The sequence below is a fragment of the Nonomuraea ceibae genome (assembly GCF_019396325.1).
GTDB classification, from domain to species: Bacteria; Actinomycetota; Actinomycetes; order Streptosporangiales; family Streptosporangiaceae; genus Nonomuraea; species Nonomuraea ceibae.
On record NZ_JAHKRO010000017.1, the window covers coordinates 95,201 to 113,225 of the forward strand.

The 18,025-nt window shown below is 65.2% G+C and carries 24 protein-coding genes; 12 read left to right on the forward strand and 12 right to left on the reverse strand.

Translation table 11 applies throughout. The features are described from left to right. The first annotated feature begins 205 nt into the window (after positions 1–205). Positions 206–553: a hypothetical protein gene (locus tag KME80_RS14630; protein ID WP_219505311.1), complete on the forward strand. Its 348-nt coding sequence runs from the start codon at positions 206–208 to the stop codon at positions 551–553. Between the two features lie 132 nt (positions 554–685). On the opposite strand, the gene KME80_RS14635 is transcribed toward KME80_RS14630, so the two are convergent. From KME80_RS14635 to KME80_RS14645, 3 genes are all read right to left on the reverse strand, one after another. Then, the gene (locus KME80_RS14635; protein ID WP_219505313.1) at positions 686–1,027 is read right to left on the reverse strand and encodes a hypothetical protein; all 342 of its coding nucleotides are present in this window, start codon (positions 1,025–1,027) and stop codon (positions 686–688) included. Between the two features lie 193 nt (positions 1,028–1,220). Beyond that, positions 1,221–1,421 (reverse strand): hypothetical protein, encoded by a 201-nt coding sequence (locus KME80_RS14640; protein ID WP_219505315.1) that lies wholly within the window; start codon positions 1,419–1,421, stop codon positions 1,221–1,223. 244 nt (positions 1,422–1,665) lie between these two features. Then, positions 1,666–2,427, reverse strand: coding sequence for a hypothetical protein (locus tag KME80_RS14645; protein ID WP_219505316.1), 762 nt, complete (start codon positions 2,425–2,427; stop codon positions 1,666–1,668). A gap of 523 nt (positions 2,428–2,950) precedes the next feature. On the opposite strand from KME80_RS14645, the gene KME80_RS14650 reads away from it, so the two are divergent. After that, complete coding sequence (locus tag KME80_RS14650) at positions 2,951–3,112, forward strand: hypothetical protein (RefSeq protein ID WP_219505318.1); 162 nt, start codon at positions 2,951–2,953, stop codon at positions 3,110–3,112. 511 nt (positions 3,113–3,623) lie between these two features. On the opposite strand, the gene KME80_RS14655 is transcribed toward KME80_RS14650, so the two are convergent. Next, entirely contained in the window at positions 3,624–3,944 is a 321-nt protein-coding gene (locus KME80_RS14655) for a hypothetical protein (RefSeq protein ID WP_219505320.1), read from the reverse strand. Positions 3,945–4,736: 792 nt separating this feature from the next. Then, positions 4,737–5,216: a hypothetical protein gene (locus KME80_RS14660; protein ID WP_219505322.1), complete on the reverse strand. Its 480-nt coding sequence runs from the start codon at positions 5,214–5,216 to the stop codon at positions 4,737–4,739. 1,459 nt (positions 5,217–6,675) lie between these two features. On the opposite strand from KME80_RS14660, the gene KME80_RS14665 reads away from it, so the two are divergent. From KME80_RS14665 to KME80_RS14675, 3 genes are all read left to right on the forward strand, one after another. Then, complete coding sequence (locus tag KME80_RS14665) at positions 6,676–7,377, forward strand: NPP1 family protein (RefSeq protein WP_308125758.1); 702 nt, start codon at positions 6,676–6,678, stop codon at positions 7,375–7,377. A gap of 584 nt (positions 7,378–7,961) precedes the next feature. Further along, entirely contained in the window at positions 7,962–8,435 is a 474-nt protein-coding gene (locus KME80_RS14670; protein ID WP_308125759.1) for a SigE family RNA polymerase sigma factor, read from the forward strand. After that, on the forward strand, positions 8,432–9,475 hold the full coding sequence (locus tag KME80_RS14675; RefSeq protein WP_219505329.1) for a hypothetical protein: 1,044 nt from the start codon (positions 8,432–8,434) through the stop codon (positions 9,473–9,475). The genes KME80_RS14670 and KME80_RS14675 overlap by 4 nt, the downstream gene beginning before the upstream one ends. A 517-nt stretch (positions 9,476–9,992) precedes the next feature. On the opposite strand, the gene KME80_RS14680 is transcribed toward KME80_RS14675, so the two are convergent. Together KME80_RS14680 and KME80_RS14685 are read right to left on the reverse strand one after the other, a co-directional pair. Continuing rightward, positions 9,993–10,304 (reverse strand): putative type II toxin-antitoxin system PemK/MazF family toxin, encoded by a 312-nt coding sequence (locus tag KME80_RS14680; protein WP_219505331.1) that lies wholly within the window; start codon positions 10,302–10,304, stop codon positions 9,993–9,995. After that, on the reverse strand, positions 10,301–10,552 hold the full coding sequence (locus KME80_RS14685; protein ID WP_219505333.1) for a hypothetical protein: 252 nt from the start codon (positions 10,550–10,552) through the stop codon (positions 10,301–10,303). Before KME80_RS14685 ends, KME80_RS14680 begins: the two co-directional genes overlap by 4 nt. 283 nt (positions 10,553–10,835) lie before the next feature. Between KME80_RS14685 and KME80_RS14690 the strand changes: the two genes are divergently transcribed. After that, on the forward strand, positions 10,836–11,087 hold the full coding sequence (locus tag KME80_RS14690; protein ID WP_219505335.1) for a hypothetical protein: 252 nt from the start codon (positions 10,836–10,838) through the stop codon (positions 11,085–11,087). 5 nt (positions 11,088–11,092) lie between these two features. On the opposite strand, the gene KME80_RS14695 is transcribed toward KME80_RS14690, so the two are convergent. Both KME80_RS14695 and KME80_RS14700 read right to left on the reverse strand, forming a co-directional pair. Further along, positions 11,093–11,386, reverse strand: coding sequence for a hypothetical protein (locus KME80_RS14695; protein ID WP_219505337.1), 294 nt, complete (start codon positions 11,384–11,386; stop codon positions 11,093–11,095). A gap of 53 nt (positions 11,387–11,439) precedes the next feature. Then, the gene (locus KME80_RS14700) at positions 11,440–12,222 is read right to left on the reverse strand and encodes a hypothetical protein (protein WP_219505339.1); all 783 of its coding nucleotides are present in this window, start codon (positions 12,220–12,222) and stop codon (positions 11,440–11,442) included. Between the two features lie 397 nt (positions 12,223–12,619). Between KME80_RS14700 and KME80_RS14705 the strand changes: the two genes are divergently transcribed. The 3 genes from KME80_RS14705 to KME80_RS14715 all read left to right on the forward strand — a co-directional run bounded on the left by KME80_RS14705 (position 12,620) and on the right by KME80_RS14715 (position 15,609). Further along, positions 12,620–12,766 (forward strand): hypothetical protein, encoded by a 147-nt coding sequence (locus KME80_RS14705; protein ID WP_219505341.1) that lies wholly within the window; start codon positions 12,620–12,622, stop codon positions 12,764–12,766. A gap of 676 nt (positions 12,767–13,442) precedes the next feature. Next, on the forward strand, positions 13,443–14,504 hold the full coding sequence (locus KME80_RS14710; protein WP_219505343.1) for a PIN domain-containing protein: 1,062 nt from the start codon (positions 13,443–13,445) through the stop codon (positions 14,502–14,504). Between the two features lie 490 nt (positions 14,505–14,994). Then, positions 14,995–15,609 (forward strand): tyrosine-type recombinase/integrase, encoded by a 615-nt coding sequence (locus KME80_RS14715; protein ID WP_219505345.1) that lies wholly within the window; start codon positions 14,995–14,997, stop codon positions 15,607–15,609. Positions 15,610–15,630: 21 nt separating this feature from the next. Here the strand turns inward: KME80_RS14715 and KME80_RS14720 are convergent, their stop codons facing one another. Continuing rightward, positions 15,631–16,110, reverse strand: coding sequence for a hypothetical protein (locus KME80_RS14720; protein ID WP_219505346.1), 480 nt, complete (start codon positions 16,108–16,110; stop codon positions 15,631–15,633). A gap of 110 nt (positions 16,111–16,220) precedes the next feature. Here KME80_RS14720 and KME80_RS14725 point away from each other — a divergent pair, with 110 nt between their 5' ends. Further along, positions 16,221–16,556: a hypothetical protein gene (locus KME80_RS14725; protein ID WP_219505348.1), complete on the forward strand. Its 336-nt coding sequence runs from the start codon at positions 16,221–16,223 to the stop codon at positions 16,554–16,556. A gap of 125 nt (positions 16,557–16,681) precedes the next feature. Here KME80_RS14725 and KME80_RS14730 read toward each other — a convergent pair whose 3' ends face one another. Both KME80_RS14730 and KME80_RS51820 read right to left on the reverse strand, forming a co-directional pair. Next, entirely contained in the window at positions 16,682–17,122 is a 441-nt protein-coding gene (locus tag KME80_RS14730; protein ID WP_219505350.1) for a hypothetical protein, read from the reverse strand. A 58-nt stretch (positions 17,123–17,180) separates the two neighbouring features. Next, entirely contained in the window at positions 17,181–17,315 is a 135-nt protein-coding gene (locus KME80_RS51820) for a hypothetical protein (RefSeq protein WP_281427000.1), read from the reverse strand. Positions 17,316–17,430: 115 nt separating this feature from the next. Between KME80_RS51820 and KME80_RS14735 the strand changes: the two genes are divergently transcribed. Both KME80_RS14735 and KME80_RS14740 read left to right on the forward strand, forming a co-directional pair. Next, entirely contained in the window at positions 17,431–17,634 is a 204-nt protein-coding gene (locus KME80_RS14735; RefSeq protein ID WP_219505352.1) for a hypothetical protein, read from the forward strand. Beyond that, a partial coding sequence (locus KME80_RS14740; protein ID WP_219505354.1) for a hypothetical protein occupies positions 17,631–18,025 on the forward strand: 395 nt, incomplete at its 3' end. The genes KME80_RS14735 and KME80_RS14740, both read left to right, overlap by 4 nt.

Sequence of the window (18,025 nt, forward strand, 5' to 3'; positions counted from 1 at the left end):
CCCGCAAGCTGGTTCCGGGAGCCGACGGAGCAGGAGCTGCCGCCCGGCTCCGGCGGTGTCCACTACGCCGACGGCCGTATCTACGGGTGGGTGGCCCAGCGCGGGGTTCCGGTTCGGCACGAGGGGTTCCCCGGCAAGAACCTGACGATCGAGAGCTTGGGGGAGATCGACACCACGGCGTTCCTGCGCGCCCGGTTGCAGCTCGATGACGGGCAGCCTGGTCAAGGTGGGGGCGTTCACCATGAACGTGAGCCACCACAGGGACGGCGCCGAGTGCGAGACGGCCGCCTGCCAGTTCGACGACACGCCCACGGTCGCCGGGATCGTGACCGTGGGGATGAACGCGGGCGGCATGTGGTTCTCCAGCGCCGCCGCACGATGGCTGTCGGAGTGGGACCGGATGGTGTTCGCCGCCTGCCAGCCGTCGTATCACATGCGGCAGGAGTGGGGCGGCCGCTGGGCGCTGCGCACGGTCCTGTCGGTGCCGGTGCCGGGGCATCCGTCCCGGCTGGCCGCCTCCGCGGGAGCCGGCCGCCAATGCGTGAGTCGCTGAGACTCCGCCGCTGAGAAGGGACTCGCGGCCTGATCCGGCGGCGGACAGGACAGGCCCTCGGACCCCCTCCGGACCGGGGCCTGCCTGATGCCCGCGCCTTGGCGCCGGGGCGGATGACGGGTTGGCCGGTTGCTAGCCGGAGAGCACGTCGTAGACGTAGCCGTCGCCGATTCGGTAGGGGTAGTTGCCGCGGCAGACGGCCATGGAGGCCTGGGTGGGGCCCTTGGCGATCCCTCCGTAGATGCGCGTGCGGTCGGAGTCGCTGTTGTTGCGCTCGTAGCACCAGGTGCCGACCTGGAACGTCCATCTGGTGGTGCACTTCAGAGCGACCGTGCCGTATTCGCCGGTCCTGTTGGTGGTGGTGTAGCAGGACGAGGCGCTGCTGTGCGCGGCGGCGCTGGCTGGTGCGGCGGCCGTGGTGGCCGCCAGGGCGACGGATGCGGCGAGGTAGGCGAAGGTGCGAGGGCGAGGCATCTGATCTCCTGGTGGTGAACCGGGTTCGGATGAGGCCATCGAACCTCGGAGCGCTTTTGGCAGGCTTTCGACCTGCTATGCCCCCGAGGGTGGGCAGGAGTCAGAGGCGGGCAGTTCACCCCAGCTATGCTCGACCAGCTCGACCAGGCCGAAGCCAACATCCTCTTCCTCCAGCAGTGCGCCCACGCCCTGCTCAAAAAGGCTGACGAATACGCGCGCTCGTCACCGAATACGAGCAAGCCGTCGCGGCCGGGGACCGGCCCGCCACCGCCCGCAGGCTCGTACTCATCCAGCACGCCGCCGCCAGCGCCATCGAATCCAGGAACGCGGCCGCCGACGCCTGCCCCAGCCAATAGGCGAACCAGAACAGCGTGTCGTGCACCAGCACCGGCATCTGCCGGCGCTGAATGAGGCGCAGGCACCGCCGGCAGGTGACCGGAGCCAGCGACACGCGCAGACGGCGCGGGTCCCATCCTGGACGGTGCGCGAGCCCTCGACGCGCACAGCGGGCGCCGCCTGTCCGGCGGCGGACCGGTCGACAATGGCTCCGGTCAGCACGGGCGCGTTCAAGGCTTTAGCCTTCATATGAAAAACAATACCAAGATCGATATTGGTTGTGGTGACTATCTGCCCGTTTGTCACCGCTTCAGCTTTCGGGCCCACCAGACGAGATTGCGGCGCATTGTCCGGTCGCGTAATGCTTGATGTCTCTCGGCTTCCGAGCGCTCTGCCAGCGCGCGTGTCACCTGCTGGGCAACCTGTGCCGCTACGTGAGCGCTGTTCAAGGTCTCCGTTGACTCCCGACGGCTCATGCGTGCAGCCCACAAGGCCTCGCATGCCCACACAAACAGCGATGTCGCAAGGCCGATCCACAGGCCGGACCAGAACGTCGATCGGCTGACTGTCTTCTCCGCCCGAATATCAGTGAACGTTCCATACTGGGCAGGCAATGCTTTCCACGTGGTGCCTGGGGCTTCGCGGGTGGCGCTCCACTCGAGATCGGGGCCGGTGTAGCGTTCCGAGACTGATTCCGCCTTGAACGGGCCATGGTCTGCTGCTGCCTCAACGAGCCAGGACGCCGATAATCCTGACGGCGCTGATCTATCTCCGAACAGAGAGATCCCGGGCAAGCGTACATCCATGGTCGAGCCAGCTCGGGCGGCCAGCCTGTCATGTAGGAACACTCGCAATTCCAGGTCGCGATACGCTCCGGTGCCGCACGCATCTATATTCACCCTGTATAGCCCATCGGCGCCTCGCTGCTGGGGGGCCCTGAAGGTACGGTTGGTCCGCTCGTGATAGATCTTGCTGAATGGCACGCCATGGAAGTCCAGGGCCGCTTGCACACAGGAGAAAGTGGTGCCTGCGTCCGGCGCTTCCGTATGGATCGACAGCAACATCTCATCACCAGTAGGGCTCACCGTTCCCACAACGTCCACCGGGTGTGGCTTCCCCCCAATTGCAAGATAAATTTCGCCGGGAAAGGCAGCCTCAGTGAAAGAGGGAACGGCATCGTTGTATTGAGCCAACCCGAGCGCTCCCGTGAGGCCCGCTGCCAGAAAAAGTGGTACGCACAACGAACTGGAACGGCTGTAACGAGGCTCGGGCCGTTCTTCCTGAAGGTTCCTCTCGCTCCGCCGAAGGGCACAACGGAGTATTCGCCGGGGATGAAGGGGGATGAGTCGCACATAAGCGATCATGCCGCAGCACTATGGGGCCTGTCCCCGGAACTGTAGTCCTGGAGCCGCGTCATGATCGCTGCAGCATGGTGGTGCCGCGTCGACGCTGACGTGGCAGGCGCTTGGCCACAAGACCAACGACGCGTTGTCCCGCGATCAGCGCAGGCCGGTGCGCTAACATCGGGATCATCATTGCCGCTGGTTATGGGCCGGGCTCTCCACTCTCGACCGGAGAGAGAGTCTCATGGACAAGTTCGAGGTCCCAGCGGACATCACCCAGCTCAGCGACAACGAGCTCGCCGACCTCCTGGACGGCGCCGTCACCACCTTCCAGACCCTGAGGGCGTACAGGTGGTTCCATAGGCGGCTAAAGAGGCGGCTTGGAACTATACCGGACAGAATATGAATACTGATTGGTATCGTGGCCCATGCTGCCGAGCCGACGTGGCGGCCAGTCGCCGCCCACGACGACGGCCACACTGGCATGCTGTGCCAGACCCCTCGTGACGATCTAGTCGGGCGAAGGGAGGATGAGAATAGATCCAGCTGCTGATCTCAAAGAGTGCGTCGAGCTCAGGCTGCAGCTCAATCGGTCGTCTCCGCCTCGATGCCCACAACTGGTACAGGCCAGTCTCCTATCGTATGAGCAGTCGTCTTACGGCCACGCACGATCTAGACTGGGTGATCATCGTGCAGGTTGACCAGTCTTGTCTCGAGGTAGTAGGCCAGCCGTATCCTCACATGCCTATGCCCGCCGTGGCGTTGTTCGCCCACCGGTCGATGGTCTGCAGGTATTCGTGCTCCGCGGCCCCCGTTTAGATGAGCGCCGAGGCGTCAGAACCCACGAGAGATGCCACAAACTGGAATGCCGACATGGGGGAGAGTCGCTGGCCCGAAATGGAGCGCTACACGCGCCCTTAGCGCCCGCAAACGTGCTTCCATGTCGCCTCGGCGTATCGCTTCGCCGCATCCGCCGGCTTGATGCCGAGCTTGTCCATGTTCTCTCGTGACTGGCCATTGGCCAGTCCGATCTGCACCAATGAGGCGACACCCTCCGGATCATCCGACTCGCACATGGACTTGGCCTTCTTGAACATGGACTCGTAGCTGTCACTAGCGATGAACCCGGCCGCCTTCACCTCCTCGATCCACTGCGCCTGCGCATCGTCGCCCGAGCAGCCGACCAGAAAGGCCGTGAGAGCGAGCGCAGAAGCGAAGCCGAGAAGGGAATGGCGCATAGGAGAGTCATTTCGAGGAAGAGGGTCGACACCACGTCGATGCGAAGCTCGGTGACCATCCCAGCACGCCTGAGGGCCTATGCCTCGCCGTCGCCACCAGTTCGATCGTGCCGCAGCCAGAGAATCGCAAGCGGACGACACAGCGTTACAGTCCGCGCAGGAGGCACCGCCAGGCGGGCCCCGTGAGCAACGTCCCCTAACTCCCTGCAGGCCCAGAGCCGCCTACGCGATCGTGTCCAACACCTCTACATCCGTGACAGGGGTACGCCACCGCCAATGCCCCTCGTTGTCGAAGTGGGGTCGACCCACGGTCTGTCCCACATCTCAACGTCGTCCGTCTCGCCTGGCGGCCAGAACTCGAACTCAAGCTCTCCGGTGAAGGTTCTGGACGATCTGCTCCGGGCTCCAGCGCTTGTGCAGGTGCTTCTTTTGTAGGCCTGTAATGCAGGGCCGCTACGAGCACCTCGGGAAGGACTGGCCGCTTCCCGTTTGGCGCTCGCGCGAACTTTGAGGCGTGAGCCGTCGGCAAGCCGGTAGATGCCCGGCGGCAGCAGCCGCCCGTCGTACGTTGGGCGCGTCACTCCCGCACACGCCACGGTACTGGGCACAGACTCGTATCCGCGGTTCAAAGAGCTGGCTCGCCTGGCACGGGAGCCCGGCTCGGCTTATCCGCACGAACGCAAAGAAGCGGTGGCGCCGCGCGATGCCGGCGCCACCGCTCCGGAGCTGTACTGCAACCCTGCTGGACCTCAGAGTGAACTACGTGCCTGTTCCGTCTGCTCGGCGCCTGAGTCAGCAGATGACGGTCTTCTTACAGAACCACCCCCACAACAGCGCCTTCACTGCTGGCGTGATGTGGCCATGCTGTAGTTCGCGGGCGACCTGCTTCGGCCACCATCGGTAGCACCGGACGGCGATGCAGGCGCGGATGGCCGGACCGAGCCACAAGGGATCAGCAGTGATGCCGTACGTGTAGGTGCCACTTCGGTGCTCCACGACCTGCACCAGAGTCGTTCCCAATGTCTCGTAGCGCGTCGGCACCGCACGGCCGAGCGCATCTCGCGCCCAGGGCTTAGCGAAGCCGCCGATGAGGTTGTTCTTCCTGTCGTAGGCGGCCACCGAACCGTCGGCGTTGCGTATGAGGCGGGCGATGTCTCCCTGCAGCCGGAACTCGTAGCGCTCTGGTGCAGTGACGCTGTCGATGTTGATAAGGGTACGAACACCGCCAGGGACGAGCTGTATCGCGATGTCAGCTTCGTCCGTCCCTCTCACGTCATAGAGCGTGGTAGAACCCGTTGTTCTTGGACGGCCGGTGGCTGGGAGATGGAGATTTGCTTCGGGAGCTGCGCCCATGCCCTGCTCGAGGGAAAGCGGCTGCCCGCCTTCCGAGGGCATTTTGAGAGACAGTGGGATCGGTTGTGGCTCAGTGGCGTCTGATGCGACTGCTTGGTGGATTTCGCGAAGTGTGACCGAATTGTCATCTGAAGCTTCGACACCTTCATGTATGAGGCCGACAGTAATGAGAATGACAAGGAAAGCGCTTATCGTCCGAGCCGGGTAAGTTACGGATGTTCGGAAGAGCATAAGAAGCGCACCTTTCTGATGATTTACCCCTTGGCAGGGCTATGGACATTCGGAAGAATGACTGCCGGCTTGTCCGGTGCATAGACAAAACGGGAAACCGGAACTCCGGACTGGCTCTGACCTGCCGATATATCAACTGGCGAACGGGAACGGGAAGAGATGCCCATGCCAGCAGAAGGAACGGAGCTCCGGCAAGCGATCAAGGAGCTGACTCAGAGAACGGGCAAATCCACTCAAGACGCCCAAGCCAGGAAGCTAGGAATATCAGATACTTCGCTGGGCGCTTACCTCGCCGGGACACAGATCCCGCGGGAAAGCACCATGATCAAGATGCTGGTAGGCGCGGGGATCCCTACTGGAGAACATGCGAAATATCTAGAAACCCGCAGAAGGGCGGAAGATGCGCCGCGCGGGCAGCACGCTCACACAAACAGACAATCAACCCATACCTCGCCCCTCTTGGACGAGAAGCCACCGCCTGCAGCGAGAACTGCTCACTCGACGTCGGGGATTGTGCGAGAAAGCTTCGGCTCATGGGTCTGGGTCATGTTGTCACTCCTCGTCCTCGTGTCACTGGCCCTGCTCGTGTTCCTGCAGTCCCGATCTCCGTCGGCACCCCCGGTGGCCATGCCGGCGCCGCTACAGGCGGGAGCCACCACCGACCTGCGATGCAGTCTCGTAGACGTCGCATCGTCACCCGTCTACGCAGAGATAGGCGACGGCGAGCCGGTCAAGTTCAAGGGATTCGGGGACCGCGTTCGGCTGCTCCCTTTTCCCCAAAGGACGGGCTCCGACGGAACGGCCTATCAAGCGGTTGCACTACCAGATCCGCGCGACAGCGTGAACGGCGTCGGCTGGATGCGCACGGTAGATCTCAAGTCAGATCCGCGGGAGTGCGCCGGTCTGGGCAAGCGTCCCTGATCTGAAGCAGGTACGAAGGCCCCTGTTCGGTCCGGAAGCCTCAGGTCAAGGTGGCCAGGAATTCCGGTTTCCCGTTTGCCCTGTCCCGTGGGTTGTGCCCCGTGGAGGGTTCGACACATTCGGCGTTTTCACACGCCTTCGCCTCAAGAAAGGAATCTCCATGCCCGACCGTCGACTGTTACCGAGGCTCCGCAGGCTCTCTCTCGCTCCAGGTGTGGCACTCGCTGTGATCAGCGCCTCCGCGGGCAGCGCGCTGGCGGCCCCACCACAGGCGCTGCCGTCCCGTGTCGATCGCCTGGCATGGACCTTCCAGCCCGCGTACGACTACGACAAGGACGGCTGCTACCCCACACCAGCGATCGGCCGTGACGGGACGATAGCTCCCGGCCTGGATCTAGGCGGCGCATCCAACGGCCATTGCCGTGATCCTCAGGACCTGCACAACACCAATGGCTATGCCCGCTACAAGTGCAACAACGGCTGGTGCGCGATCATGTATGCGCTCTACTTCGAAAAGGACCAGGCCAACATCGCGTTCGGGCACCGCCACGACTGGGAGCACGTCGTGGTGTGGGTCAGGAACGGCCAAGCCTTGTTCGTCTCAACCTCCGTGCACAAGAGGTTTGACGTCTATCGCCGCAGCCAGATCCAGTGGGCCGGAACCCATCCTAAGATCGTCTACCATAAGGATGGGGCGGGCACGCACGCCTTCCGACCGGCGACCGTCAACGACGAACCGCCGGAGAATCACCGCCGAGGATGGCAGTTCCCCAGTCTGGTCGGCTGGAACGGCTATCCGCCGGGCATCCGCGACAGGCTCACCGGAGCCGACTTTGGCAGCGCGGTCTTCGGCCTAAAGGATGGTGCCTTCGCCTCGCACCTCGAAAAGGCTAAGCCGCAGAGCATCACCTTCAACCCGCGCGCCTGACGTGGACAGATAGGGGAAGGCGTGCCCCGCCTCCCCCTACGCTTGACCGGCGATCGCGTCAAAGACAGTTTCGGGGGTGGGGGTGATCGTACCGCCCGCGGCGCCAGGCCCTCGCCCTTGCCGGCCGCGATGCGGCGTTCACCCCCTCCCCTCCCGCCGTCCCTGAATGCTTGATAACGGCTCTTATGTCAAGTAATGTGGCTGCCTGCCGCTCGCCTGCTCGCCGTCCGGTCGATTCGCCGGCCGACGTCGCCATCTCCTCCGCAGTGAGCTACCAGCTCCTCCGCAGTGAGCTACCAGGCCGTGATTGCGCAATCGGCTATCCGCGTACTTGCCCCGGGGCCAGTGCCGCTGAGTGGCCCGCCCCGCTCCTGCGCGCCGGGACGGGCGGGGCGATCACTCCGGGGACTGCGACTCCACTTCTTGACACGAGCGGCGGGAAGGACAAGTGGATCTGGCCTCGCTGTGGGCGTGGCCCCATCACCGGCACCACTCCCCCGCCTCTGCATGTGTCTCCGGCGTCGATGAGCATCCCGGCAGGACAGAAGATTCTGCAACAGCGACGCCCGCCGCCGCGTCCTTGGGTGGTGGAGTTCGAGGAGTTCGTCCGCGCCAGGAGCCACGCGCTGCTGCGCTACGGCCTGGTGCTGACCGGCAGCGCCGACGACGCGGCCGACCTGGTCCAGGAGGCTTTGCTCAAGCTGGGCTCCTCCTGGCGGCGGGTGCGCAACAAGGACGACCCCGAGGGCTACGTACGGACGATCATGGCGCGGCAGCACGTGAGCTGGTGGCGCCGGCGGCGGCGAGAACACCTCACGGCCGAGGTGCCGTCGCCCGTCCGCGAGGACGAGCCCGAGCTCGGCGAGATCTGGCAGCGGCTGCGCGCCCTGCCGGCCGGGCAGCGTGCGGTGCTGGTGCTGCGTTACCACGAGGACCTGTCCGACCAGGAGATCGCGGCGCGGCTTGGGATCTCGCCGGCGACCGTCCGCAGCCAGGCCTCGCGGGCGCTCGCCACGCTGCGTGTCCGGGCACGAGCATTCACCGGGAGGCGGCGTTGATCACCGAGGACGAGCTGGCCGGGGCCCTGCGCACGATCGCCGACCGGGCCGAGGACCGGGACGTCCTGACCGGCGTGGAGACGAAGCGCCGACGACGGACGCGCAAGAGGTTGCGGAGAACTCTCGCGACCGCCTGCAGCTTGGCGGCGGGATGGGGTGTGCTGGTCGCCTGGCCCACGTACTCAGGCGTCGATACGGCTCAGCCGGCGACCAACACCGTCGAACGAATGTGGCCGGACGCGCTGTTTACCATGCCGGGGCAGTCCCGGCCGCTGGCCGCGATCAGCGCCACGCAGGTGCTGGTCTGGGCTGAGCGCGGAGCACTCGAGGTCTACGACGCAGCCTCCGGGCGCTCGCGACCCGTCACCGCCCTCGCCCAGGCTCCGCTGAGCCTGGCCGTTGACCACGAACGGGTCGTCTGGCTGGCCGACGGACATGCGTGGGCCGCCCCACTGCAGGCCGGTGGGAAGATGACGAAGATCGGCCCCGTTCCAGGCGGCGAGCACGTCGACCGCATCGCGCTCGCCGGCCGATACCTTGTCTGGTCCTCGCCTCTGGACGGCGTCTGGCGGATGAGCGTCACAGGTGGGGCTCCGGAACGTGTGGCCACCGGGCTGCAGATCGTGCAATGGCCATGGGCTACCGACGAGCCGCTCGACACACGCGCGAACCCGACGAAGGTGGTCAACCTGCAGACCGGCCGCAGCATCAAGATCAGCGCTGTGCCAGGCGCCGAGGGTCTGCGCTGTGGACCTACCTGGTGCACCGGGAGCCGAGGACAGGAGCACATCGTGCAAAAGATCGACGGCAGTTGGAGCCGGACATACCGGGCCGGTTCCCCGGGCTACCCGTACCGGGACCGATTCTTCGTTGGCCTCGGGGAGATCTACGACGCTAGCACCGATGCAACCGTTGCCTTCGAAGGAGCGAAGATCGACGCCTCCGGCGGGCGCAAGTGGTCAGAAGGCAACGGCGTTGTCTTCTGGCCGCACCCCGCCGGGGTGCGTGTGGTGAACCTGGCAGCAATTCCCCGGGCGTAGACCACGATGGCGAGCGGCGGTCATCTGCGGGAGAGGGGTAGATGCAGGAGGAAGGTTCAGGTAGCGGCTTGGCTGTCCCCACAGGCAGCTTGGGGAAGGGCAACGCTCATCGGGCGTTTCAGGCCGGGACAAAGATGAAGGATCCAGGCCCAGAGGCTCGGAGGACAAGCACGAGAGCGGTGAGTACTTGCCGACCGAGCGCATAGCTGGTTGCGATGACGGCCGCCCACATCGCCACGCCACCAACGCAGAGCACGAGTATGACAATCACCACAACCACGGGCGAGGCACCGGTCTTGGCGCGTCATCCGATCCGCTGCCTGGAGTTGTATGGCTCTACTCTGTCGCATCGCGAAGGCATCTCGTCACTGGTCGAAACGGGGCTCGTCCGTGGATCCAAAAGCGCTACATGCTGGGGGCGCTACGCGCCATACACCCATGCCAGGTCGAGGGCGCCGTCTATGCGCGGATGCCGATCGGTCGAGCGGGTCTCATGCCGATCCGTTATGGCGAGAGGCTACCCGGCTGTGCCGAAGATGGTCGCGATCATGCCGCGTACGGCGGCCAGCTGATCGTCGGCCAAGTCCCCCACCTTCGACTTGAGCCGGACGGCCGCCACGGTGCTGATGCGATCCACCATGGCGGCGCGGCCCTCGCCGACGTCGACCACGAATGCGGTTAGGGCGTGCGCCATGTCGGCGGCTTCGACGTGTGCGGTGAGCGCGTTGTCGCCATAGAGGGTGTGGTAGAAGTCGCCGGAGACGATCAGGCGTACTTCGTCGCGGTCGCCGATCTGGACGGTCCACAGCTCGCCGAATCGATGGCTCACGCTGCCTCGCCGCGACGCTCATCGGCGGCCCTTGCGGTGTCCTCGGTGGTGATGCGCTCGTCGGCTTCCTGGGTGGCGACCGCCCCAGCCCCGTACATCGCGGCTCGGGCCGCCGGCGTGTGGGTGGCGGCGATCTCGCGTAGGGCGCCGCGTGCCAGGAACGCCGACAGGCTCATGCCGCGCGCCTCGGCGTGCTCCCGGGCAGACTTCAAGATCCACGCGTCCATGCTGATTGACGTCTTCTCCATAGCCATACCCCGAGTGTACCCGGGAGGTATTACTGGCGGTAGGAAGACGCGGAACACCAATCCTGTCTTTTTTATTACCGGGAATGTCGAGACCGCGAAGTCGGCGACACCAGGCCGGACACCCTGTGACGACCTCCCTCAGGAGGCAAGCCGCCCCAGCGCAGGCTGTCTGCGTCGGGGCGACCCCCGTCCCACCTCCCCCTACGCCTCATGGAGCCCGCAGTGAGCGGCAACCTTCCAGTTCTCCGGCGCCGCCGCGCCATGGCTGTCGGAGTGGGAGTGGATGGTGTTCGCCGCCTGCCAGCCGTCGTATCACATGCGGCAGGAGCGGGGCGGCCGCTGGGCGCTGCGCGCGGTCCTGTCGGTGCCGGTGCCGGCTGTAACGCTCCAGCAGATCATCGACGACGACCTCGCCACCGCCCGCACGATGCTCGACCAGCTCGACCAGGCCGAAGCCAACATCCTCTTCCTCCAGCAGTGCGCCCACGCCCTGCTCAAAAAGGCAGACGAATCCGCCGCCTGCCCCAGCCAATAGGCGAATCAGAACAACGTGTCGTGCACCGGCACCGGCATCTGCCGGCGCTGAACCAGGCCCAGGCACCGCCGGCAGGTGACCGGAGCCAGCGACACACGCAAACGGCGCGGGTCCCACCCGGCGATGCCCGTGCGGCAGGCCGGAGCGGGCAGCTCCTCGTCATAGCGATCCACGCTGGTGCCCGCCAGGTGGACGGTGCGCGAGCCCTCGACGCGCACAGCGGGCGCCGCTTGTCCGGCGGCGGACCGGTCGACAATGGCACCGGTCAGCACGGGCGCGTTCAAGGCTTTAGCCTTCATATGAAAAACAATACCAAGATCGATATTAGTTGTGGTGGCTATTTGGCCGCTTGTCACCGCATCAGCTTCCGGGCCCACCAAACGACATTGCGGCGCATTCTCCGGTCGCGTAATGCTTGACGTCGCTCGGCTTCCGAGCGCTCTGCCAGCGCGCGTGTCACCTGCTGGGCAACTAGTGCCGCTACATGAGCGCTGTTCAAGGTCTCCGTTGACTCCCGACGGCTCATGCGTGCAGCCCACAGGGCCTCGCACGCCCACGCAAACAGCGATGTCGCAAGGCCGATCCACAGACCGGACCAGAACGTCGACCGGCCGGCTGCCTTCTCCGCCGGAATCTCAGTGAACGTTCCATGCTGGGTAGGCAAGGAGCTCCACGTGTAGCTCGGGCCGTCGCGGGTGGCGCTCCACACGAGACCTGGGCCGACATAGCGTTCCGAGACTGATTCCGCCTTGAACGGACCATGGTCTTCTTCCAGAACGAACCAGGACGCCGATAATCCTGACGGCGCTGATCTATCTCCGAACAGAATAATCCCGGGCAAGCGTACATCCACAGTCGAGCCAGCTCGGACGACCAGCCTGCCATGCAGGAATACCCGCAAATCCAGCGTGCGCTTCACTCCGGTGCCACATGCATCCGCATTCATCGTGTATCGCTCAAAGGAGCCTGGAGGCAGAGGGAACGTGAGGGTGCGGTCGGTCCAGCTATTATAGATCTTGCTGACTGGCGTACCTTTGAAGCCCACGACGACTTGCACACAGGAGAAGGTCGTGCCTGCGTCCGGCGCTGCCGTAGCGATGTGCAACGACATTTCATCACCGTCAAGGCTCACCATGCCCACAACGCCTACCGGGTATGGTTTTCCCCCCACTCTAAGATCGATTTCGCCGGGATGGGCAGCCTCAGCGAAAGCGGGAACGGCGTCGTTATATTGAGTCAGCCCGAGCGCACCCGTAAGGCCCGCAGCCAGAAAAAATGGTAGGCACAACAAACTGGAACGGCTGTAACGAGGCTCGGGCTGTCCTTCCTGAGGGTTCCTCTGGCTCCGTCGGAGGGCACGACGGAGTATTCGCCGGGGATGAAGGGGGATGAGCCGCACATACGCGATCGTGCCGCAGCACTATGAGGCCTGTCCTCGGAACTGTAGTCCTGGAGCCGCGTCGTGATCGCTGCAGCATGATGATGCCGCGTCGCCTAACCACCTGAAGGTCACATGTCCGGCACCAGCGGCAATGTCTCATCGGCGGCGCCCTGACCGCGAGTTCGAGATCCTGTGCGACAACGACAGCGGAGGGACGGTGACCGCCTTCCTGCGCCGCTACACCGTAGACACCAGCGGGACGGTCGTCCCGGTGGACACCGGCCTGGACGGCACCTGACCGGCACCGTCGAACGCTGCGGGTCGGACGCCCTGGCCAACCCGCAGATCGGCTCCACCGCCCAGCGCCAGACCGGCCGGGAGTTCGGCGTCGTGGTCGGTGGACCGCGGCGGCGCAGCCGGAGAGCAGTTGCAGGACGAGTTCGTGTTCACTGGCGTCGCTGGGGCGGATTTCGCGGTGCTGTCGACCCGTGAGGTGTAGGCGGTGGCCACCAGCGGCGACTACGCGGCGCCCGCCCCCGTTCCGATGCGGGCGCAGGCCGTGACCGACGCCAACAGGAACGCCGTCTTCGCCTGGCCGGCTGGTACGTTCACCGCGCCGCCGGTCGTCACCGTCGGTCTGGAGGGCGGGGCGGCGTTCCGATCTCACCGGATCGCGGCCAACAGCCCGACGTCGACGACGGTCAACGTGCTGGCCCCTGCGGGAGTGACGCTGCCCGGGATCGGGGTACTGGCGGTGGGTGCCCGGCCGCCGGGGTCATCGTGCATGTGCACGCAATGGCGGCATAGCCGAGGCTGGGCCGCCGACGTTCCACCCTCGCACATCGAACCTCGTCCAGCACACCCGCGAGTTCGAGGTCCGCCCGATGGCTACAACGAGTCCGCACCCATGATGAAATCTGCACAAGCCGCGCCCTCAGCTCGAATACTGCTCACTCATGCCCTACCCTCCGCTTATGATCGTCCTCGACACGAATCAACTGGAGCACATCCGTCCCCCGGACGGGCCTCTTATGGCCTTGTTAAGGACGATCGCAAGTCACCGGGGCCAGACTCTGGCTCTCTCTGAGATCGCGCTGGAAGAGCACCTGGCTCACTATCGGCACAAGATCGAACAGCAAGAGAAGAAGGTGCGCAACCAGCTCCGGGAGCTGCATGCCCTGGTCCCCTTCGCGGGTGGAGAGCTTCCTCGGTTCGATGTCGACACAGCCGTCCGCCGGCTTCGTGATCAGCTAACTGCAGATTTCAAAATCCTCCCAACTTCTCCAGAGATTCTGCGCGAGGCCCTTCGCAGGGAAACGCAGCGGCGGCTTCCGGCCAAGAGAGGCTGGGAAGGAAAAGGCGAAGGCGCCCGGGATGTAGCAATATGGCTATCAGCTGTGGAAGCCTCCCGAGAATATGGGCCGCTCTACTTCGTTAGCCAGGACAAGCAGGCGTTCGGCGTTAAGACGCTCCACCCGGAGCTGAACGACGATATCGCCAGGGTGCTCGGCACCCCCAATGGGCATTTCAAATACTGCTACGGCATCGATGTTCTCCTGGCTGAACTGGCCGACGTGTATTCTCCTGCGCCCACTCGTGCGACGCTTGCCGCATCCGACGTCGTGAGAGAAGCGGCTATCCAGGATCTATGGCACTCAGGTGTTCACAAGGACATAATGGCAGCTGACGGGCTGTTTGGTCAGGGTCCCATAGCTGTGGTCAGCAACCCTGGCCCTATCAATGCAGAGCTCGATCAGGTTTCCTCAAAAATCGAGGCATATCGCTTGGGAGACAAAGTCTTCGCAAGTGCCCGCCTGCGCTGGAAGGTGCTAACTTCCCTCCAGATTACATGGCTCAATAGTGTCAGCCGAGATGAGATCGAGTACGGATGCAAATTTTCGGTCGAGGAAACCATGTTACTGAGCCTGGATGCCGACGGACAGATCGCGGCGGCAATAGTGACCGACCGCAGTCCACTACGGGGATTGCAGTTCGACGGAGCCCTAACAGTGATGCCTGAGGGAGAACCCTCTTGAGAGTCGCGAGGTACTCACCTCCTCGCAAAGACTCGCCTCCCGCACCGGCCCGGCCGTCCGGCTCGGCTGCCGGAGGTCAGCAGGTTCTGCCTGGCTAGACTGTCCGGTAGTAGAGCCGCTGGTTGTGGGCCGGGCTTCGGTGCCCGAGCGGGCTCGATACAAGGCGGTGACGTGGCCCAGCCTGCGCGGCTGCCTAGATCGGATGGCCGCCTCATGCGCGGCGCCCCGCTCGACGACCAAGAGGTGTCCGGGCGGGACGTCCCGTGGCAGGCGCTCCGCTACGAGCACACCATCCGGCTTCGCGCCCGCCTGCTGGAACAGGGCTGGTCAGCCGCATACATCAACAAGCACATGGTGGCGTTGCGCAGGGTGTTGAAGGAGGCGCGGCGGCTGGACCTCATCCCGCTGGATGACGCCGAACGCGCCGGCGACCTCAAGCCGGAGAAGGTGTCCGAACTCCCGGCCGGCGCCCACATCGACCCCGCCGTGCTTGGCTTGCTCCTGGCCGCGTGCGACAACCCCGACGACCTGGGAGCGCCCGGCGACGCCCGCCGACAGCGCCATCCTCGCCACCCTCTACACCTCCGGCCTGCGCCGCGAGGAGCTCGTCACCCGTACGCTCGCCGACTGGAATCCCGACGAGCAGTCGCTGCGCGTGCTCGGCAGGGGCAACAAGGAGCGCGTCGCCTACGTGCCCGCCGACACCGCCCGCCTGATCAAAGACTGGGTCGGCGTGCGCGGCCGTACCCCGGGTGCCCTGTTCCCGCCCATCCGCAAGGGCGGCCAGATACGCACCACCCCGGACGGGCGGCCCGCCCACATGACCGGCCAGGCCGTCCGCAAGATCCTCATCAAGCGGATCGGGCAGGCGTCCAAGCTCGACCCGGCCATCCTCGACCGGCGGGTCGCCCCGCACGACTTCCGCCGCACCTTCATCGGCGAACTCCTCGACGCAGGGGTGGACCTGGCCACCGCCCAAGCGCTGGTCGGGCACTCCTCCCCCGCCACCACCGCCCGCTACGACCGGCGCCCGGAGAAGACCCGCCGCGCCGCCGTACAGCGGCTACGGTTGCCCGACCCCGCCCGTGGCCGCCAGTCATCGTGAACCTGGGAACTCTGCTCACCCTTACGACTGGGGTTGCGATTCCGTTCGAGGATCATCGTCCTCGTCCCTGACCGCGATTGCTGTAACGACGATCCTCGTCCGCCTGACGTCGTTCAGAAGTGCTGCGAAGGTCCCCACTGCCAGGATCAAGAAGGCGACATTGATGCCGAACGCGAGCACGCCTACCACGTTCGTGCTCAAGCTCCACAGAGGGTCATTGATCAAGAAGGGAATGATCACAGTGCCCAGCAGTACCGCCACTCGTAGCAGGATGCGGCTCAGAGACAAGTACAAATAGCTCCAGTAGGCAGCCTGATTCCGTCGATACCGGATAATGAGCGCAGCCTGTTCACGCTGTTCGCGCTCGCGATCAGCCGCCACACGTCGGCTGCGCTTCGCCCACCTAGCCTGAATGCGCGGCGTAAGAAGATTCGTGACTATCCCGATAGGCAGGGCTAGTAGCAGCCCCAGCCAGAACCCCAGGTTGCCGATCTGCTCCATGGCAACGACATTAGGCTCCAGCCACTCCGCATGTGGTCCGAATCGAAGCCAGACGCTAACCGCGCTCCCTCATACGGTCCTCTTCCCTGCGACGGAGAGGTCCGTTTCACATGCCCCGCCTGTTTCCCTTCACCACGAAGCAGCCCGCGCCCACGCCCACGGTCACCGATTGGGATGACGAACTCCGGAGGCTGCTCCCGCCGCCGCCCACGGTTCTCCGCACGCACGTCATCACCCGCCAGTACTCCCCCAGATCCCGCCGCGCCCTGCGCCGCATGCTGCTGGCCGCTGAAGCGCGCGGCCTGCGCGCCACCGTCAAGCACGACCACAGCCACCTGTTCCGGCTGAACCTGCTCACCATCACCGGCCTCGCCCCGGCCATCAACGCGTTCCGCCGCCGCCTCGACCACGTCCGGCCCGCCGTGAAGCCGTGGTGGTCGCGATGAATCTCTCCAGCGCTGGCAGGTCCTGTCCATCACTTGCTGGGACGACACCAGGACCAAAGAGCTGTACCGCAACCTTCACACGTACCCGAAGTAGTGGCGGTCCAGGAACGCGATCACCTGCTCGGCTAGCATGCCAGGCGGGGACGACCCGTGCGGGGCAGCGCCAGGTAGCCGGGCGGCATCATGCCGACATTCCCTCTACGCCAGGCGCGCAGATACTTCAGCGCTTTCCTGCTGTCCAGGAGCACGATCTCGCCGGCGTCCTGCCCGAGCGTGCCCACCGCCAGAGCGACCGCGCGCAGCTCGGTCACCAGCGTGCTGACCCGGTCGCGGATGGTGTGGTAGCCGCTGATCGGCTGGTAGTCCATCCCCCACCGGTCGTCGCTGGTGGGGAACGCCATCCCGGAGTAGAAGCTCTTGCAGGAGCCGTCCGTGGCGACGACCAGCCGCTCATCCGCCAGTGCAGCCGGGGCGGTGGTGGGGCGGTCGGCCTGCTCAAGGATCGCCACGATGCAGGACGGCGGCACGTGCTCGGCGGCGGCGTGCTGTTCGGCCAGGGCGAGCATGCCGGCGGCGGCGCCGAGGTCGTCGGCGAACGCGGCGTCCAGGGCGAGCCATGCCGCTTCACGCGCCTGGGTGCAGGCCGCGCAAGGTGCGGGGTCTGCTGGTGGCGTAGTCGCGCAACGTTTCAGCGCGGGCCTGCAGGTGCTCGGGGAGGGCGTTGACGCAGGCTGAGAACGTCTCAGGGGTCCGGTTCACGGGCCGGGACTGTAAGGACAAATCGGGTTAACGTCCCCGGGCCGGGAGCGGCCAGGACGTTAACGGCCGCAATCGTCTACCTTCCCTCCCCCGCACCCGTGGAGAGGACCTGCTGATGTACGTCGAGCCAGGCCATGAAGAAGTCATCGAACACGCCAAGATCCGTAGCGCGGCTTTGGGAGCACGACGGCATCACCCTGCGGTGTGGGTCGCCGCCGCCGGCCAGGCCGCCGAAATCGACGAAGGGCTGGCCGAACTCGTCTACTGGCTGTGCGCACAGGCCACACCTCCACGGCGATGTCGTGCCAGGACTTCGTGACCGCCTACCCGGACAGTCCCCTGGTCGACGATGAGCTCCCGCCCGCGGAGGGGCCCTGGGCGTATCTCGGGTTCGACGACATGACGCAGACCGCGCAGTTCGTCGAGCTGGTGACACTCCGGATAGCGGACTCCCGGGTCTGGCGCTACACCGCGTACGTGACGGCCATGGGCCGCCTGGCGATGCGTATCGACTTTCCTGCCCGGGTGGTGCCAGAGCTTGTGGCCCTGCTGCAGGTGGCTGCGGTCGTCCCCGCCGAGCAGCGGTCGCGTCCGAGATGCGGTGTAAATGTGAACGAGCGTAGGTTGCCGTGCGGAACCGACCAAAGTTCGCACTACGCAAGGACCTACGCTCGTGGCACGCACACTACCGCCCATTCAAGCCATCCGCG

Excerpts from the sequence above, each read along its gene's own strand:
- KME80_RS14700 (WP_219505339.1), bottom strand. The coding sequence starts at position 12,222 with ATGGTGAGCCTTGACGGTGATGAAATGTCGTTGCACATCGCTACGGCA.
- KME80_RS14710 (WP_219505343.1), top strand. The coding sequence starts at position 13,443 with ATGATCGTCCTCGACACGAATCAACTGGAGCACATCCGTCCCCCGGAC.
- KME80_RS14645 (WP_219505316.1), bottom strand. The coding sequence starts at position 2,427 with ATGTTGCTGTCGATCCATACGGAAGCGCCGGACGCAGGCACCACTTTC.
- KME80_RS14690 (WP_219505335.1), top strand. The coding sequence starts at position 10,836 with ATGGTGTTCGCCGCCTGCCAGCCGTCGTATCACATGCGGCAGGAGCGG.
- KME80_RS14640 (WP_219505315.1), bottom strand. The coding sequence starts at position 1,421 with ATGCCGGTGCTGGTGCACGACACGCTGTTCTGGTTCGCCTATTGGCTG.
- KME80_RS14720 (WP_219505346.1), bottom strand. The coding sequence starts at position 16,110 with ATGGAGCAGATCGGCAACCTGGGGTTCTGGCTGGGGCTGCTACTAGCC.
- KME80_RS14725 (WP_219505348.1), top strand. The coding sequence starts at position 16,221 with ATGCCCCGCCTGTTTCCCTTCACCACGAAGCAGCCCGCGCCCACGCCC.
- KME80_RS14695 (WP_219505337.1), bottom strand. The coding sequence starts at position 11,386 with ATGAAGGCTAAAGCCTTGAACGCGCCCGTGCTGACCGGTGCCATTGTC.
- KME80_RS14650 (WP_219505318.1), top strand. The coding sequence starts at position 2,951 with ATGGACAAGTTCGAGGTCCCAGCGGACATCACCCAGCTCAGCGACAAC.
- KME80_RS14735 (WP_219505352.1), top strand. The coding sequence starts at position 17,431 with ATGTACGTCGAGCCAGGCCATGAAGAAGTCATCGAACACGCCAAGATC.
- KME80_RS14655 (WP_219505320.1), bottom strand. The coding sequence starts at position 3,944 with ATGCGCCATTCCCTTCTCGGCTTCGCTTCTGCGCTCGCTCTCACGGCC.
- KME80_RS14635 (WP_219505313.1), bottom strand. The coding sequence starts at position 1,027 with ATGCCTCGCCCTCGCACCTTCGCCTACCTCGCCGCATCCGTCGCCCTG.
- KME80_RS14730 (WP_219505350.1), bottom strand. The coding sequence starts at position 17,122 with ATGCTCGCCCTGGCCGAACAGCACGCCGCCGCCGAGCACGTGCCGCCG.
- KME80_RS14705 (WP_219505341.1), top strand. The coding sequence starts at position 12,620 with ATGTCTCATCGGCGGCGCCCTGACCGCGAGTTCGAGATCCTGTGCGAC.
- KME80_RS14685 (WP_219505333.1), bottom strand. The coding sequence starts at position 10,552 with ATGGAGAAGACGTCAATCAGCATGGACGCGTGGATCTTGAAGTCTGCC.
- KME80_RS14630 (WP_219505311.1), top strand. The coding sequence starts at position 206 with ATGACGGGCAGCCTGGTCAAGGTGGGGGCGTTCACCATGAACGTGAGC.